Source organism: Calderihabitans maritimus, assembly GCF_002207765.1.
Classification (GTDB): domain Bacteria; phylum Bacillota; class KKC1; order Calderihabitantales; family Calderihabitantaceae; genus Calderihabitans; species Calderihabitans maritimus.
This window is the reverse complement of sequence record NZ_BDGJ01000017.1, coordinates 1-13,902: the sequence shown is the minus strand read 5'-3', so window position 1 is coordinate 13,902 and position 13,902 is coordinate 1. Positions and strand designations below refer to the sequence as shown.

16 protein-coding genes are annotated in these 13,902 nt (G+C 46.2%); 13 read left to right on the top strand and 3 right to left on the bottom strand.

The features are described from left to right. Positions 1-24 precede the first annotated feature (24 nt). From KKC1_RS02605 to yfcE, 3 genes are read left to right on the top strand one after another with little or no spacing between them, the layout of a single operon-like run. On the top strand, positions 25-1,239 hold the full coding sequence (locus KKC1_RS02605; protein ID WP_088552950.1) for a bifunctional 3,4-dihydroxy-2-butanone-4-phosphate synthase/GTP cyclohydrolase II: 1,215 nt from the start codon (positions 25-27) through the stop codon (positions 1,237-1,239). A gap of 35 nt (positions 1,240-1,274) precedes the next feature. Beyond that, positions 1,275-1,739, top strand: coding sequence for a 6,7-dimethyl-8-ribityllumazine synthase (ribH, locus tag KKC1_RS02600; RefSeq protein WP_088552970.1), 465 nt, complete (start codon positions 1,275-1,277; stop codon positions 1,737-1,739). A 24-nt stretch (positions 1,740-1,763) separates the two neighbouring features. Beyond that, positions 1,764-2,318, top strand: a complete 555-nt coding sequence (yfcE, locus tag KKC1_RS02595; protein ID WP_088552949.1) for a phosphodiesterase — start codon at positions 1,764-1,766, stop codon at positions 2,316-2,318. A gap of 75 nt (positions 2,319-2,393) precedes the next feature. Here yfcE and rpmB read toward each other — a convergent pair whose 3' ends face one another. Next, positions 2,394-2,585, bottom strand: coding sequence for a 50S ribosomal protein L28 (gene rpmB, locus KKC1_RS02590; RefSeq protein WP_088552948.1), 192 nt, complete (start codon positions 2,583-2,585; stop codon positions 2,394-2,396). Between the two features lie 124 nt (positions 2,586-2,709). Between rpmB and KKC1_RS02585 the strand changes: the two genes are divergently transcribed. From KKC1_RS02585 to KKC1_RS02575, 3 genes are all read left to right on the top strand, one after another. Next, positions 2,710-2,931, top strand: a complete 222-nt coding sequence (locus KKC1_RS02585; protein WP_088552947.1) for a DUF1858 domain-containing protein — start codon at positions 2,710-2,712, stop codon at positions 2,929-2,931. Positions 2,932-2,965: 34 nt separating this feature from the next. Continuing rightward, the gene (gene recG / locus KKC1_RS02580; RefSeq protein ID WP_088552946.1) at positions 2,966-5,050 is read left to right on the top strand and encodes an ATP-dependent DNA helicase RecG; all 2,085 of its coding nucleotides are present in this window, start codon (positions 2,966-2,968) and stop codon (positions 5,048-5,050) included. Positions 5,051-5,326: 276 nt separating this feature from the next. Continuing rightward, positions 5,327-5,551: an alpha/beta-type small acid-soluble spore protein gene (locus KKC1_RS02575; RefSeq protein WP_088552945.1), complete on the top strand. Its 225-nt coding sequence runs from the start codon at positions 5,327-5,329 to the stop codon at positions 5,549-5,551. A 66-nt stretch (positions 5,552-5,617) separates the two neighbouring features. Here the strand turns inward: KKC1_RS02575 and gpr are convergent, their stop codons facing one another. Further along, the gene (gene gpr / locus KKC1_RS02570; protein ID WP_088552944.1) at positions 5,618-6,592 is read right to left on the bottom strand and encodes a GPR endopeptidase; all 975 of its coding nucleotides are present in this window, start codon (positions 6,590-6,592) and stop codon (positions 5,618-5,620) included. A gap of 114 nt (positions 6,593-6,706) precedes the next feature. Between gpr and KKC1_RS02565 the strand changes: the two genes are divergently transcribed. The 5 genes from KKC1_RS02565 (at position 6,707) to KKC1_RS02545 (ending at position 10,359) form a co-directional block, all read left to right on the top strand. After that, entirely contained in the window at positions 6,707-8,137 is a 1,431-nt protein-coding gene (locus KKC1_RS02565; protein ID WP_305790365.1) for an RtcB family protein, read from the top strand. Between the two features lie 82 nt (positions 8,138-8,219). Next, entirely contained in the window at positions 8,220-8,387 is a 168-nt protein-coding gene (locus tag KKC1_RS02560; RefSeq protein WP_088552943.1) for a DUF2197 domain-containing protein, read from the top strand. 20 nt (positions 8,388-8,407) lie between these two features. After that, positions 8,408-9,082, top strand: a complete 675-nt coding sequence (gene deoC, locus KKC1_RS02555) for a deoxyribose-phosphate aldolase (protein ID WP_238134168.1) — start codon at positions 8,408-8,410, stop codon at positions 9,080-9,082. Positions 9,083-9,313: 231 nt separating this feature from the next. Continuing rightward, positions 9,314-9,868, top strand: a complete 555-nt coding sequence (gene rsmD / locus KKC1_RS02550) for a 16S rRNA (guanine(966)-N(2))-methyltransferase RsmD (protein ID WP_088552941.1) — start codon at positions 9,314-9,316, stop codon at positions 9,866-9,868. Between the two features lie 29 nt (positions 9,869-9,897). Next, positions 9,898-10,359, top strand: coding sequence for an ATPase (locus tag KKC1_RS02545; RefSeq protein ID WP_088552940.1), 462 nt, complete (start codon positions 9,898-9,900; stop codon positions 10,357-10,359). Between the two features lie 10 nt (positions 10,360-10,369). On the opposite strand, the gene ylbJ is transcribed toward KKC1_RS02545, so the two are convergent. Beyond that, positions 10,370-11,641 (bottom strand): sporulation integral membrane protein YlbJ, encoded by a 1,272-nt coding sequence (ylbJ, locus tag KKC1_RS02540; protein ID WP_088552939.1) that lies wholly within the window; start codon positions 11,639-11,641, stop codon positions 10,370-10,372. Between the two features lie 150 nt (positions 11,642-11,791). Between ylbJ and KKC1_RS02535 the strand changes: the two genes are divergently transcribed. Both KKC1_RS02535 and KKC1_RS02530 read left to right on the top strand, forming a co-directional pair. After that, entirely contained in the window at positions 11,792-12,595 is an 804-nt protein-coding gene (locus KKC1_RS02535; protein ID WP_088552968.1) for a patatin-like phospholipase family protein, read from the top strand. Between the two features lie 25 nt (positions 12,596-12,620). Beyond that, entirely contained in the window at positions 12,621-13,829 is a 1,209-nt protein-coding gene (locus KKC1_RS02530; RefSeq protein WP_088552938.1) for an acetate/propionate family kinase, read from the top strand. Positions 13,830-13,902: the final 73 nt, after the last annotated feature.

The following is a 13,902-nucleotide window of genomic DNA, read 5'->3' as shown; positions in this document are numbered from 1 at the left end:
TTAGAGTGCGAGGAGGGTGAGAAGATGAAACAGAAGAAATTCCCGTTCAATACCGTAGAAGAGGCTATCGAGGATATTCGACAAGGGAAAATGGTGATCGTGGTTGATGATGAAGACCGGGAAAATGAAGGCGATTTAGTAATGGCGGCGGAGAAGGTTACCCCCGAAGCCATCAATTTCATGGCCACCTACGGGCGAGGACTTATCTGCGTACCTTTGATAGGGGAAAGATTGGATGAGCTGGATATTCAACCTATGGTTACCCATAATACTGACAATCATGAAACCGCTTTTACCGTTTCGGTAGATAGCAAGTATACTACTACCGGCATTTCTGCCCATGAGCGAGCTCTGACGGTAAAGGCTTTGCTGGATTCCAACACCCGTCCCCAGGACTTGAGGCGTCCCGGGCACATTTTCCCTCTGCGAGCCAAGGACGGAGGTGTCCTTCGGCGTGCCGGTCACACGGAAGCAGCGGTCGATTTGGCCAGACTGGCAGGACTCTACCCGGCTGGAGTTATATGCGAGATAATGAACGACGACGGAACCATGGCTCGGGTACCCCAGTTAATAAACTTTGCTAGAAAACACCAGTTAAAGATAATCACAATTGCCGATTTGATTGAGTACCGGCGTCGTACGGAAAAACTAGTGCGGCGGGTAGAGAATACGCGTTTGCCTACCCGGTATGGAGATTTCATCGCGGTTGCTTATGAAAACATTTTGGACGGGGAATGTCATATTGCCCTAGTTAAAGGAGAAATTGACGGCCGAGAACCGGTGCTGGTGAGGGTCCATTCCGAGTGTTTGACCGGTGATGTTTTTGGTTCCCGACGCTGTGATTGCGGTGAGCAGTTGGCCGCTGCCATGCAAATGATTGAGCGCGAAGGAAAGGGAGTTTTGCTTTATATGAGGCAGGAGGGTAGAGGTATCGGTTTGGTTAACAAGATTAGAGCGTATAAACTTCAGGATGAAGGTAAGGATACAGTAGAGGCCAACGAAGCTCTAGGTTTTCCTGCCGATCTTAGAGATTACGGTATTGGTGCTCAAATCCTGGTCGATCTAGGCATCCGGGAAATTAAGCTCTTAACCAACAACCCTAGGAAAATTGCCGGATTAGAAGGATATGGCCTTCGAGTGGTCGAAAGAATTCCTTTAGAGATTTCGCCCAATGCGAACAATCGCCGTTATCTAGTTACTAAAAAGAATAAGTTAGGACATCTTTTAAACGTCAACTAAGAAAAAAGTGTCGAACTAGGGAGGTTTAGAAGGTGATCAGAACTTACGAAGGGAAACTTATTGCTGAAGGTTTGAAAATAGCTCTAGTCGTCGGTCGCTTCAATGAGTTTATCACCAGTAAACTTTTGAGTGGAGCTATGGACGCCTTAAAGCGTCACGGCGCGGCAGAAGAAAATATCGATTTGGTTTGGGTGCCTGGTGCTTTTGAAATTCCTTTGACCGCTAAAATTTTAGCCCGCCGGGGATACGATGCCGTTGTATGTCTGGGAGCGGTTATCCGAGGGGCTACTCCTCATTTTGAATATGTAGCCAGTGAAGTAGCTAAGGGTATTGCCCAGACCTCATTGGAACTGGAAGTACCTGTTGTTTTTGGGGTGATTACTGCCGATACCATTGAGCAGGCCATTGAAAGGGCGGGAAGTAAGGCGGGTAATAAAGGTTGGGATGCTGCTTTGTCGGCTATAGAAATGGCCAATTTGTTGCGACAGATTCGGAGCTGACGTTAAAGTAGAGGGGGGTCTGTAGTGAAAATAGGAGTGGTCAGTGATACCCATGGAGATGCCAGTACTTGGGAAAAGGTGATGAACAATATTTTCAGGGATGTCGAACTGATTGTCCACGCCGGGGATGTACTTTATCACGGTCCTCGAAATCCTATAGTCCCCGGCTATAACCCGGCCCGGCTGGCGGAAATGTTGAATCAGTTGCCAATTCCTCTGTTAATCGCTAGGGGAAACTGTGATGCAGACGTTGACCAGCTGGTGCTGGAATACCCTCTACAATCGTCTTATGTCTTTTTCCAACATGAAGGAAGACGTTTTTTGGTTCATCACGGGCACGGAATTAATGGGGAGCAGGCGCAAGAAATGGCACAAAGGTTTCGGGTGGACATGTATATTTCCGGACATACCCATGTGCCTTTCTTAGATGTCAAAGAGGATACCGTGTTCTTAAATCCGGGTAGTTGCAGTTTGCCTAAAGACGAGGACAAGAGAAAAACAGTAGCGTTGGTGGAAGACCGAGGAGTAACTATTATAGATGTATATAGAGAAGAAGTTTTTAAGGAGTTATCTTTTTAAGAAGTTACAAGAGGGTGACAAAGCAAAAAGGGTTGGTTCATACCAACCCCTGTTGCCCTGGGAAGAGTTTTTAAATTACACGGCGCGCTGTACCTTTCCCGAACGCAGACAGCGCGTACATACCGTTATTTTTCGGGGAGATCCATCAACAATTGCCCGGACTTTGTGTACGTTAGGGGCCCAAGTCCGTTTAGTCTTGATATTGGAGTGACTAACCTTATGCCCCGTTGAAATTCCCTTGCCGCAAATTTCGCATTTTCTAGCCATGGATGGTTACACCTCCTTAGGTTTCCAGCTAAACCCTGCAGATTGAAACACCTTTTGTATTCTATCAAATTTTTACCGGTTTGGCAAGAAAGGGGTACGAGAGAGTTTTTGGAGGGGGGATAAAATGATTTTAAAAGATATGACGGTTATGGAAGTATTACAAAAATATCCTGCGACCCGGGAGGCTTTCTTAAAACATGGAATGGGTTGTATGGAGTGCATGGCGGCCATGAACGAAACCTTGGAAGACGGTGCTAGAATGCATGGGATAGACTTGGAAATGTTACTGAAAGACTTAAACGAACTGGCCAGTCAAAATATCTCTCTAGCGGAGCAAGAGGGTTAGGGGGCGGCAGGGAAAATCGGAGGAGAACCCAATAATGGAAAGAGAACCGAAGGGAAGTCAGGAACGAGTGACCGACCCTTTTCGATTCCCGGTGCAGTATATGAAAACAGTGGGACCTAGAAGAGCCGCTTTATTAAAAAAATTAGGAATAGAAACCGTTGGAGATCTATTATATCATTTTCCCCGTCGTTATGAAGACAGGCGCATATTTAAACGTCTGGCCGATGTTACAACGGGAGAAACTCTTACGTTAAAAGTGCGAGTTATAGGACTGGAAGAGCTGAACCCCAGGCCTCGCCTAACAATTACCAAGGCGAAAGTTACCGATGGAACGGCAATTGCTTACGCTGTTTGGTTTAACCAGCCTTATGTTAAGAAAGAAATTACCCGGGGGCTTCCACTGCTGGTCAACGGCAAGATTGAACGCAAATTTGGTGTTACTGAAATAATGGTATATGAATACGAACTGCTGGAAGGGCGTGATACCCTTCATACGGGGCGTATTGTACCTGTTTATCCTGCTTCGGAAAAAATAACGCAACGTTTTTTGCGCAACCTCATGTACCAGGCACTGAAGGAGTGGGCCGGCAGATTACCTGAACTTTTGCCAGACAGCTTGATTAGGAAACTTAATTATCCCGTCCTGGAGAAGGCGTTGTGGCAAATGCATTTTCCTGAGGATTTAGACCAGCAACAACTAGCCCGGGAACGGATAGCTTTTGAGGAATTGCTTATGCTTCAACTGGGGTTGGTCTTGCGTAAAAGAGCTAAGGTCAATGACAAACGAGGTATCAGGCATATTTCTCAAAAAGAGCTGATAGGCCCTTTTGTGAGAACTCTACCTTACGAGCTAACCGGAGCTCAAAAGAGAGTAATAAGAGAAGTCTTGCGGGATATGGAAAGCCCAAAACCTATGTCGCGTCTTGTACAGGGTGATGTCGGTTCGGGGAAAACAACGGTGGCGGCAGTAGCCCTGCTGAAAGCTGTAGAGTGCGGATATCAGGGAACTCTCATGGCCCCGACGGAGATTCTGGCCGAACAACATTTTCTAAATTTGCGCAAACTTTTAGCTCCCATGGGAATAAGAGTCGGATTGTTAACGGGCAAAATGAGTAAGAAGGAGAAAGATGCTTTACTGGAAGCCATAGCCACCGGGGAAACGCAAATAGTAATTGGAACCCATGCCCTCATTCAGGAGGAAGTTACTTTTCGCGCTTTAACCGTGGTGGTAATTGATGAACAGCATCGATTTGGTGTCCGTCAGCGGGCTGCCCTTCAGCAGAAAGGGTATAATCCCGACGTTTTAGTTATGACGGCCACTCCCATACCCAGGACTCTAGCTATGACTTTGTATGGAGATCTGGATACTTCTGTTATTGACGAACTGCCGCCCGGGCGTAAACCGGTGATTACCCGTTATGTACCTGAAAAGAAGCGACCAAAAGTTTATCAATTTATCGAAAAACAAATCCGTCAAGGTAGACAGGCCTATGTAGTATGTCCTTTGATTGAAGAATCAGAAGTAATAGAAGGAGAAGCAGTCGAAGAGATGACAGGAAAATTGCAACAAATATTCAAACACTATAGAGTGGGAATGCTGCACGGTAGACTTCCGACGGAGGAAAGAGAAAGGGTTATAGAAGCCTTCCGGCAAGGGGACATACAAATTTTGGTTACTACCACGGTAGTGGAAGTAGGTGTTGACGTACCAAATGCTTCGGTAATGGTAATTGAAGGAACGGAACGGTTCGGCCTTGCCCAATTGCACCAACTGCGGGGCCGAATCGGAAGAGGTAGGCACCAGTCTTACTGTTTGCTTATGGGTAATCCGCAAACACCAGAGGCCCGTGCCCGTATCAGCATAATGATTCGTAGCACGGACGGTTTTGCCATAGCGGAGGAAGATTTAAAGCTTAGGGGTCCGGGAGAGTTTTTTGGAACCCGCCAACATGGTATTCCTGATTTCAAAGCTGCCGACCTTCTGCGGGATGCTTCTATATTGGTTCGAGCCCGGGAAGAAGCCGAGTTACTGTTAAAAAGTGACCCCGAATTGAGCGAACCGGCGTGGCAGCCTCTATACCGAGCAGTTATTAGTAAGTTTTCCGATTTAAAGATTTGATTTTGTTTTCAGAAATCTAATCTTATTAAGCCCGCACGGGCTTTTTTATTTTTTGTTGAAAAATGGTAGTTTAATGAGAGTGTTTTGCTAACTACAATAAATCTACCGTTTAAAATTTAAAACCATAACAGTCCAACTGCAGAGAGAAATGAAGGTAAGAATTAGAGATAGAGTTTCGTCATACATCGCGAGGGAAATACTTCTAGCCGCAGCCGGGTATAAAAACGATGGGTAGAGCAATACTAAAAATACAACAGCAAAGGAGGTGAGACTGGAATGGGCGCTGGACAAAAACGTAATCAAATCTTGGTTCCTGAAGCCCGCAGGGCAATGGAACAGTTCAAGTATGAAGCGGCTACTGAAGTTGGGCTCAATGTCAAAGAAGGTGATTACTGGGGCAACTTGACTTCTCGGGACTGTGGAGCAGTTGGTGGCGCCATGGTCCGCAGAATGATCCAGGCCTATGAACAGTCGCTGGCTCAGCAACAGCAACCCAGATAACGTGTTTCAAATAGCGGGCTTGGCAGGCGGGCTTAGCCCGCTTTTTTATTTGTTATTTTGATTTGTTCATTGGAGATACATGGCGTACTCTTCCGGGCCTATGGCCGGGTGCAGTCCCATAGTCAGGCCTGAAGCGATAATCCAGGATACGTTTTTGATCAAATCGTCAATTTCTTTGGGAGTTACAGTTAATTTTCCTTCAAAAGGCGCCAGCAAATTAGAAGTGATATTTTGAACGGTTTGGTCTGGTACCTTCTGCCTTACTTCAGGGTGTTTTTGAAACAGCCGGGCAAATGCTTCAAAAACAAAAACAGTTGCGTTTACTACGGTAGGAACTCCAATGGCAATGACGGGGACGCCCATAGTTTCCTGATTAATACCTGCTCTGCGATTACCGATACCCGAACCGGGATTGATTCCCGTATTGGCCAATTGAATGGTAGTGCTGATTCGCTCCAGATTGCTGGCGGCTAAAGCGTCCACGGCAATAATTAGATCCGGCTTAGTTTTCTCAACTACACCCTTCACGATTTCGGCTGTTTCGATTCCGGTTATTCCTAATACTCCAGGTGCTAAAGCAGCTACGGAACGCAATCCTTTAACTGTTTCCGGAGCGTAGTGGTATAAGTGGCGGGTAACCATGGTATGGTTGATTACCCGGGGTCCCAGAGCATCTGGTGTTGCATCCCAGTTACCCAATCCTACCAGTAACACAGAAGCGTCTGTGCCTATATTTAGCTCCTTCATTAGAAACTCTAATTTTTGGGCCAAAATTTCGGCAATACTTCGGTGAACAGCTTTGTTATTATGGCGGATACCTGGTGCTTCGATAGTAATATATGAGCCGGGCGGACGTCCCATCTGCTGGGCTCCTTCTTCATTGAGAATAGTTACAGTAGTCACTGAAGCATGTTCGAAAGTTTCTTTTTCTTCCCGGACTCCGGGAATTTCTCGTCGTGTTGCCCCGCGTAACAATTCATGGGCTTCTAACGCCAAGTCCAGCTGTATTCCCAGCTTTTCGTACAAGTGTAGTTTGTTCACAGTTTGATACTCCTTTTATATGTACTGTTTCTTCTGGTATAATGTTTCCCAAAGAAGAAAATTTATACCTAAAATTAAAGTTTTTCTTTTTGTATCCCAGAAGGAGAGGTATCTGTGAATAAGAAGTTAGTTAAAATCGGTCCCAACCGTTATTGTTTGCCGCGAGAAGGAAAGATGCTGGTAGATGCGATAGTCTATTTGAGCAGCGAACTTTTGGCCATTTTTGATGAACCGATAGCATTACAGCAACTGGCTGACGCTGCCTGTCTTCCGGGACTGGCGGGCCCGCCTTTGGGTATGCCTGACATACATCAAGGTTTTGGTCTACCCATTGGTGGAGTAATGGCCAGCGACGGTGAAAATGGTGTCATTTCCGCCGGTGCAGTAGGAATGGATATTAACTGTGGCGTCCGGTTACTTGCTAGCAATCTTTTGGCGGCCAATATTACTACCCGAAAGCTTACTTCCCTGCTGGAAGCAATTGAGGCCAGAATTCCGGCAGGGGTCGGCAAGGCTACGAAGCACCGGGAAATCAAGCGTGAACTTATAGAAAGGGTATTTTATGAGGGAGCAGTAGAAGTGGTGGAAAGAGGTTATGGCTGGCCCGAAGATTTGGAAGCCATTGAGGAGGGTGGCCGGCTTTCGGGCGCGCGGCCGGGGGTTTTGAGCAAAGAAGCCTGGGAGCGTAGCAACCAGTTGGCTACCTTGGGTGGAGGAAACCATTTTATAGAGTTAGGAGTGGTAAATGAAGTCTATGACCCGACACTGGCCGAGTTTTTCGGTTTAACCCAGGGCAGGGTTACGGTTATGATCCATACGGGAAGCCGGGGATTAGGTCACCAAATATGTACCGACTTCACTGAAATTATGGTCCAAGCTGCTCCGCGGTACGGAATTCAATTGCCCACTAAAGGGCTGGCGGCAGTACCCATACAGTCCAGGGAAGGGAAGGATTATTTTGCGGCTATGGCTTGTGCGGTAAATTTTGCCTTTGCGAATAGACAATTGATAACTCATGATATTAGGGAAGCTTTTGAAGAAGTTTATAAAACTGATGCCGGTAATTTAGGGCTCAAAGTGGTGTACGATATTGCCCATAATATTGCTAAATATGAGCTATACGATGGAAAAAAACTGCTTGTACACCGTAAAGGTGCTACGCGGGCTTTGCCTGCGGGACATCCGGCTAATCCGCCGAGTTTGAAAGAAACAGGTCACCCGGCTATAATTCCCGGCAGTATGGGAAGTAGTTCTTATGTGGTAGTAGGTACGGCTGAGGCTGAAGAAACTTATTACTCGGTCAACCACGGAGCAGGAAGGGTCCTGTCTCGTCGAGCGGCTCGGAAATCTATAAGCATGGATGAATTTGAACGGAGTATGGGAGACATTATTTACCGGGCTCGGCGCCCTTCGCGCCTATTGGACGAAGCGCCCCAGGCTTATAAAAATATCGACCAGGTGGTAGATACTTTGGCTTCTATAGGTATAACTCGTAAAGTAGTAAAACTTGCGCCGTTGGCGGTAATTAAAGGAGAAGGAGATTAGATTGGGCCATTTAAGGGTAGAGGATGTGACTTTTCAATGTTAAAATGAATGTAAGAAGTGAAAGCTTTCGGGAGGGGCAAATATGGAGGTTAAATGTAGTCTTTGTGGCCATAAGGATGAAATTACCAAAGTACACAAGGATTATCAACGAATAGCTAAGAATCCAACAGCTACCTTTATATGTGAGCGTTGCAGCACTCGCTTACAGGTTCAGGCCCAGGAATGGCAAAAGCCCAAGAAACCTATGTAATTGTAAAGGAGGCTTCTTACTTGCGGGAGAATGGTGACTATGTAAAGGATATTGCCGGTCTAATTGAACATACTCTCTTGAGGCCCGAAGCAACTACCGCTCATATTGAAAAAATTTGCCGGGAAGCTGTGGAGTACGGTTTTTATGCCGTCTGTATAAATCCCTATTATGTACCACTGGCGGTCAGTATTTTACAAAAAACGCGGGTGAAAGTTTGTACAGTAGTTGGTTTCCCCCTGGGAGCAACTACTACTTGCGTTAAAGTAACGGAAGCACGGGAAGCGGTAGCAGCTGGAGCTCAGGAGATAGATATGGTGATAAATATAGGTGCGCTTAAGTCCGGCGACTTTAAAACGGTACAGAAGGATATAGAGGCTGTGGTGAAGGCGGCAGAGCCGGCTTTAACTAAAGTAATTATAGAAACGGCTTTATTGGATGAGGAAGAAAAGAAGGAAGCTTGTCTCCTTGCTTTAAGAGCGGGAGCGCATTTTGTTAAGACCTCTACCGGGTTTGGTCCCGGCGGAGCCACAGTAGAAGATGTGGTTTTGATGCGGAAGGTAGTGGGTTCGGCTATGGGTATTAAGGCGGCAGGGGGCATACGAGAGCTAAACACTGCTCGAGCTATGGTGGCTGCCGGAGCTAACCGCATTGGAACCAGTAATGGAGTCGCTATTGTCAGCAAGAAAGGCGGCTAAAAGCCGCCCTTCTCGGGAGAGGAGAAACCGGAGGAAGAGCTCATGGGGGAGGGTTATTTTGGTAAATAACCTCTAAGCTCTTCTTTTAATTTTGTTTTGCATTAGTATTATGAACTGGTTCAGGGAAAATTATTCATGGTGACAAAAAAATTTTTTAAATAAATGGCAAACTGGAAAATTTATCGTTTAATTCGCCAATTTATGCTATAATTCTAAAAGAGGTGACTTCCCTTGCGGGTAATAGCAGGAACGGCAAGGGGAATGCGACTTAAATCTCCCAAAGGCTCCGGTAGCCGGCCAACTACTGACCGGGTGAAAGAGGCCGTTTTCAATATGCTGGGTGACAAAATTTTGGATAGTTGGTTTCTGGACATGTTTGCAGGAAGCGGCAGCATGGGAATCGAGGCATTGAGTAGAGGTGCGGCTCGAGCTGTTTTCATCGATAAGCGGTCTGAAGCGACTGCAATTGTTACGGAAAATTTGCAACGGGTGGGAATGCTGGAAAAAGCAGTAGTTATAAGAGGAGATGTTTTTAAGGTCTTACCACGGCTTCAGCAGCAAAAACTTGTCTTCGACATAATATTTGTAGATCCACCGTACGGATGGGAACTGACGACGGAGGCCGTTGGTCAAATCGTTGCACTAAGCCTCCTGAAAAGGGACGGGGTTGCGGTGTTGGAAACTGGCGCTCGGGAGGAAGTTCCTGAACAGATGGGAGCATTAGGACTGCTGCGGCAAAGGCGCTATGGTGACACCGTAATTAGTTTTTATAGTTTTTGTTATTAATGAGAAAAGACATTTTGAGGGGGAGCGGTATGGACGTTTTTAAGCTGCTGGACCAACTGGAGAACATGATAGAAAACAGTACCAGAATACCCATGACGGGGAAAATACTTTTGATGGCTGAGGAAGTGCTGGAGGTGATAGATAATATCAGGGCTGCCCTGCCGGAAGAGTTGCGTCAGGCTCGCTGGATAAGTAAAGAAAGGGAACGGGTGCTGCAGCAGGCTCAGGAGGAAGCACAAAGGATAATTGAAGAAGCCAAAAAGGAAATTGAAAAAATGGCCAACGAGAGTGAGGTAACCAGGCAGGCCAATGCTCAGGCGGAAGAGATCATAAATCAGGCTAAGAACGTAGCCCGGGAGATTAAGATAGGAGCAGCCGATTATGCTGATGACATTTTGAACAATTTAGAATTAAACCTGGAAAAGGCTCTTACCATCATTCGCAAAGGTCGCCAGGAATTACAGAGCAGTAAAGTGAAAAACGTCAGTTAAAGAGGTAGAGCTATTTACGCCGGAGAGAAAGGTTTTTTAACGGTAGCCAGATTATAATACGGGTATTCTTTAGTATACTTGGTATGAGCAATATCAAAGATAAAGTCCCTAAAATGATGAAGGATTTTAACAGGAGAAAGGCGGACTGTTGGAATTGGTGCAACCACATTCCGTACCAGGTAGCGGGGAACGCCGGGTGGCTTAAATTCAAGTAGGAGATAACCGGTTGCGCGGGACCTAAAAATAGATTGACGTAAATGGCAGAAAGGGTAGCCTGGAGCAGTCGAGAGATCACAAAAGGTAGCATGCGAAGATCTGTTTCACTAATAATGCTGGCTACCTGGGCGTGAACCGACAACCCACTCCATCCCAGGATCATGGTGACGGCCATCACCTTCAAGGTTAAGGGAGCGTTAGCCTCGCTGGCCATTTTAGAGCCTAAAGTTACTTCCCAAAGACCGTTGGCCAAGGCATCCGTTAGTTCGTGATTAAACTCGATAGGGTTTAGCAGCAGAAGAAGGAATTTGGATATCCAGTCAATTACTCCGTATAAGGCCAGCACTTCAAGGAAGGCAGAAAAAAGGATGATAAACCCACCTATAAGGATTAAAGTTTCAACGGAATTTTTTATGGCTTCCCCCAAGAGTTTTCCGAGAGATTTTGGTTGCTGCCGGACTTTCTTTAGGGCGTAGAAGGTTTGAGTTAGAAGGTTACCCTGAGTCGGTGGAGAGAAGACTTTTTCTTTGTCACGAATTCCCCAGAAACGAAGCATCAAGCCTACAGTAAGATTAGCCAGATAGTGAGACCCGGCAATGATAATGCCCAGGGAAGGGTTGCTGAACATACCTACGGCGACAGCTCCGAACATAAACAGGGGACTGGCATTATTGGTAAAAGACATCAAACGTTCAGCTTCACATCTGGTACATAAACGCTTTTTACGCAGCTTAACGGTCAGCAAGGAGCCGATCGGAAAACCGGAAGTATAACCCATAGCGACAACAAACGCTCCAGCTCCAGGGACATTAAATATAGGACGCATTAGCGGTTCCAAAAGCACGCCAATAATTTCCACCACTCCAAAATTAATCAGAAGTTCAGATACGACAAAAAACGGAAGCAGCGCGGGAAATACTATATGCCACCAAGTGTCCAGGCCTCGTACGGAGGCCTGAAAAACTTCTCGAGGGTAAATTACCATTGAAGCGGCAAATAGAACGGCTACCAAGACCCACAATATTTGCCCTCGAAATATATTTTTGCGGTAAAAGTAGTCTGACATAGTTTCACCTTCAGGGGAACCTTGAATAGGTACTTGTTCAATTATGTATATTTAAAGGGGAAGGGTTTTAGACCAGAGGGGGGCTTCGGCAGTTTAAAGACTTCACGGGTAGGGTATTCTAAAAAAGAGTTAGAACCTGGGGGTGGTGGCGTGGGCAATGAACCCACAGTGGGATTGGCCTTGGGAGCCGGGGCGGCCCGGGGCATGGCTCATTTAGGGGTACTGCAAGTTTTAGAGGAAGCACAAATACCTGTTCATCTGATAGCAGGTTCCAGCATAGGCAGTGTGTTTGGTGCTTTGTATGCATGCGGGTCCGATCTTAAAATGCTTGAAAAACTGGCCGTGGAATTGAAATCTAGCCAGTTTATAGACCTTACAGTGCCTCGAATAGGTCTTATCAAAGGCCAGAAAGTTGAGGCGCTGCTAAATTTGTTGACCAAAAAAATGACTTTTGATGAGCTAAGGATACCTTTCTACGCTGTTGCCGTTGACATAGAGAAAGGAGAAAAAGTTGTAATTAACAAGGGTTCGGTAGCAGAAGCAGTAAGGGCAAGTATTGCTATTCCCGGCATATTTCATCCTAAGAGATTGCATGGACGTGTATTAGTAGATGGTGCAGTTCTCGAAAGAATTCCTGTGAGCGTGTTACGAGAGCAGGGTGCGGAAGTGATAATTGCTGTTGATGTGAAATACGGGGGAACAGAGAATCAAGAGTTAAAAGCTCAGAACATTTTTGATATCATGCTTCATGCCATTGACTTGCTTGATCGGGAGGTGGTGAAACACAAAGTATTAGAAGCGGATGTAATAATTCAACCGGATTTGGCCCATATTGGTCCAACACGCTTTGACCTGGCGGCCGAGTGTATAGCCCTGGGTCGGGAGGCGGCTTTGGATGCCTTGCCGTCAATAAAGCAGGTACTGGAACAGCGACGAAATACAGACAGAAATTAAATCGCAGGACAAGGGGGAGAATACGTTGAAGATACTAGTGATTAATTGCGGTAGCTCTTCGATTAAATACCGTCTTTTCGACATGAACACGGAAACGGTTCTTGCCCGGGGATTGATAGAGAGAATTGGCTTGGAAGGTTCCCGGATCAATCATCAGCCTGCAGGGAAGCAGAAACTGAAGTGGGAGGAGCCGATTCCGGACCACCGAGTAGCGGTTCAAAAGGCCCTCCGAGCCCTGACTGATACCCGATATGGTGTGATAGGCGATATGGGGGAAATAGACGGAGTTGGTCATCGGGTAGCACATGGCGGAGATAAATTTTCCTCTTCTGTTCTCATCGACGACGAAGTAAAAAAGGCCATTAGGGAACTCAGTGAGCTGGCTCCTTTACATAACCCTCCTAACTTGGTAGGTATAGAAGCCGCTGAGAAAGTTCTACCCGATGTGCCACAGGTGGCGGTTTTTGATACCGCTTTTCACCAGACCATGCCACCCGAAGCATATTTGTACAGTATTCCTTATGACTTAGGTCGTAGATATGGCATTCGCAAATACGGTTTTCATGGCACTTCTCATAAATATGTGGCGCAAAGGGCGTCAAAGTTGATGGGAAGAGCGCTGGAAGAGTTAAAGCTGGTCACCTGCCACTTGGGAAATGGGGCCAGTGTTACAGCTATCCGGGGCGGACAGTCAGTGGAAACCAGTATGGGCTTTACTCCTTTAGAGGGATTAACTATGGGTACCCGTTGCGGAGATATTGACCCTGCCGTAGTAACCTTTTTGATGGAGAAAAAACAAATGACTGTTCAGGAAGTAAATGAATTTTTAAATAAAGAATGTGGAGTGCTCGGTATTTCCGGAATCAGCAGCGATTTCCGTGACCTGGAGGAAGCGGCAGCTAGAGGTCATGAAAGAGCGCAGTTGGCCCTGAAAATTTTTGCCCACGATGTCAAAAAGTACGTTGGCGCCTATGTGGCTGTACTCAATGGAATAGATGCGTTAGTTTTTACCGCCGGTATTGGAGAGAATTCCCCCCGGATCCGGGAAGAAATATGTAAAGAAATGGAATACCTGGGTTTAAAGATAGATCTCGACAAGAATAAAGTAATGGGAGAGGAAAAAGAGATCTCAGCCGCAGATTCCCGTGTTAAGATCTGGGTGATTCCCACTAACGAGGAATTAATGATCGCCAGGGATACCAGGGAAGTAATTGAAAATCGCGGCAAGATGTAGTAGCAGTAAAATAAATCTAGGTAAAAGCCATAGATTACCATAGCAGCAGGAGAAGACGAAAAAAGGGAGAACC

Coding starts and splice junctions, on each gene's coding strand:
- KKC1_RS02605 (WP_088552950.1), top strand. CDS start 25: ATGAAACAGAAGAAATTCCCGTTCAATACCGTAGAAGAGGCTATCGAG.
- rpmB (WP_088552948.1), bottom strand. CDS start 2,585: ATGGCTAGAAAATGCGAAATTTGCGGCAAGGGAATTTCAACGGGGCAT.
- KKC1_RS02585 (WP_088552947.1), top strand. CDS start 2,710: ATGATTTTAAAAGATATGACGGTTATGGAAGTATTACAAAAATATCCT.
- recG (WP_088552946.1), top strand. CDS start 2,966: ATGGAAAGAGAACCGAAGGGAAGTCAGGAACGAGTGACCGACCCTTTT.
- KKC1_RS02575 (WP_088552945.1), top strand. CDS start 5,327: ATGGGCGCTGGACAAAAACGTAATCAAATCTTGGTTCCTGAAGCCCGC.
- KKC1_RS02560 (WP_088552943.1), top strand. CDS start 8,220: ATGGAGGTTAAATGTAGTCTTTGTGGCCATAAGGATGAAATTACCAAA.
- KKC1_RS02545 (WP_088552940.1), top strand. CDS start 9,898: ATGGACGTTTTTAAGCTGCTGGACCAACTGGAGAACATGATAGAAAAC.
- ylbJ (WP_088552939.1), bottom strand. CDS start 11,641: ATGTCAGACTACTTTTACCGCAAAAATATATTTCGAGGGCAAATATTG.